This window comes from Caballeronia choica, assembly GCF_001544535.1.
Taxonomy (GTDB): domain Bacteria; phylum Pseudomonadota; class Gammaproteobacteria; order Burkholderiales; family Burkholderiaceae; genus Caballeronia; species Caballeronia choica.
In genome coordinates this window covers 1-1,956 of the sequence record NZ_FCON02000394.1, presented here as the reverse complement: position 1 = coordinate 1,956, position 1,956 = coordinate 1, and the positions used below count along the sequence as shown (strand labels likewise).

Below are 1,956 nucleotides of genomic sequence, written 5' to 3'. Positions count from 1 at the left end.
TCGCCTGACCGTTGCGGTAGCTGATGCAGCTTGCCGAAACGTGTCGAAGAGCAACTGCAGCGCGCCCCGAACCTGTTGATCAGGATCGAGCGCCACTGAGCCGTTCGGGTGATACACAAGCCCGATCGGCAAAGGCACTTCCAGTTCGCCCCGGCGTGCCTTGTTCTTGATCCCGCCTTGCAGACGACCCTTGAGGATATGAAGTTCAGCCTCACTCATGGCGCCCTTTAATCCCAGTAGAAGGCGGTCGTTAAATTGACCCGGATCGTAAATTCCATCTTCGTCCAAAATCAAAGTTTGCGTGAGCGATGCAAGCTCGATCAGGCGATGCCAGTCGGCATTATTGCGCGCAAGACGCGACACTTCCAATCCCAGCACGATGCCGGCGTGACCGTTGGCCACCTCAGCTACCAAGTGCTGAAAGCCGTCTCGTTCCTTAGCGCTGGACCCGGACATACCGAGATCGTTATCGACGACGTGAATACGCTCGATTGGCCAGCCGAGTGAAACCGCACGATCGCGCAGTGCATATTGCCGCTTCGTACTCTCGGTATTCTCGAACACCTGTCGAAGCGACGATTGGCGAACGTAAAGAAAGGCATCTCGCCGGAGATGTTCCGAGGTGACCTTCTGAGCGGAGTTAGTAGACATGGGCAAGCTCCTCGTGGGCGCGCAGCACGAGGTTGGCCAGCACGCGTACGAGCGCACCGTTATCCCGCACTGAGTTGGAATCAAACACGGCTGGGACGGCAACTTCGGTGCACAGAGCGTGCGAGAGTTGGATCACAAGGCCGTTCAATACACCATGAAAGCGTATTGCGGCGTGGCCTTCGGAGTGAGGACCTGTGCCGAAGAAGTCGGCCCGCAGCGCTTCGTAGCGGTTAAGCGCCGACGATGGCGAAATAAATTGAGCCGAATCGTCTACGGTTTTTTTTTGCGCGCCAGCGCGCGTTCGATACTGCGTGGGTGGACCGATAGATCCAGCGCGGTTTCTATCTCCTGCGCGAGCGCGCGAGCGTGGATGGTGCTGTCGTGCTGTAAGCGCTCTTCGATGAACGCCATTACCGTCGAGTTGAGTTTGTGTGCGCCTTTGGGCCCACGCTGTTTCGGAAGCAGCCCTTGCAGCCCCTCGCTGGCAAAGGCACTCTCTGCTTGATAGAACGTTGGCCTGGACATTCCGAACAATGCGGCAGCCTCGGCCTTGGAGGCGCCGTCGACCTGAACATGACGCAACATCTCGTACTTGACCTGAACCATGTCGTCGGGATCGAAGAAATCGCCCGATCGAAACCAGGGCGCCCGTATTCGATCGGGATGAGGATTGAGGCCGCCGAGTTCGCGTAGTCGATCGCGCTTTGACGGCGGCTTGGTCATTAGAAAACCCATCGTTGTTTAAACGATAACTAAAATATGACAGAGAAAACGATCTGTCAAGGATCTTGATGATCGATTTAAATTGAAATAATTTTGGAATAAAGCTGCATAGACATAAGACGTCCTGTTCAATCAGATGCCTCATCCTCGTAACTGCGGCGTATTTATGCTTACATAGGCGGCGAAATTTATTTGACATCGCGAGCACCCAGCAAATGGTCGATTAGCGCACGCAATCGAAGCAAGTCGTCCGTTCTAAACGAGGATCGAACTCCCGAAGCTTGCGCGAACAAATCCGGTTCCGGCACGTCTGTCCAGGATGCCAAAACCGAACGCAGGCGCTTGTTCGCGTCGAAATACATCACCCGATCCTCGCCCCAGTTCAGCCGCCGGCTGACCAAAACGAACCTCTTTCCGTGAAGCGGGTGAAATGGATGGGTGATCTCGAAGAACGCGCCTTTGACTACGCGTTGTTCCTCATGACAGACAGTTGCTGACTTACGAGAAAGCCAAGGTCGAGGTTGCAGTCCAGATCGTTGAACGCTGGATCATGGCGCGACTGCGCCATCAGCGGTTCGAGAC

Annotated in this window: 3 protein-coding genes; all 3 read right to left on the bottom strand. The window is 55.3% G+C overall.

The window, feature by feature from the left end; all coding sequences use genetic code 11:
• The coding region (locus AWB68_RS44360) for a recombinase family protein (protein ID WP_143282056.1) at positions 1–651 on the bottom strand (651 nt) is incomplete at its 3' end.
• Between the two features lie 270 nt (positions 652–921).
• Positions 922–1,374: a helix-turn-helix domain-containing protein gene (locus AWB68_RS44350; protein ID WP_087650383.1), complete on the bottom strand. Its 453-nt coding sequence runs from the start codon at positions 1,372–1,374 to the stop codon at positions 922–924.
• A 188-nt stretch (positions 1,375–1,562) separates the two neighbouring features.
• On the bottom strand, positions 1,563–1,817 hold the full coding sequence (locus AWB68_RS44345) for a DUF5372 family protein (protein WP_160110196.1): 255 nt from the start codon (positions 1,815–1,817) through the stop codon (positions 1,563–1,565).
• Between the last annotated feature and the right edge of the window lie 139 nt (positions 1,818–1,956).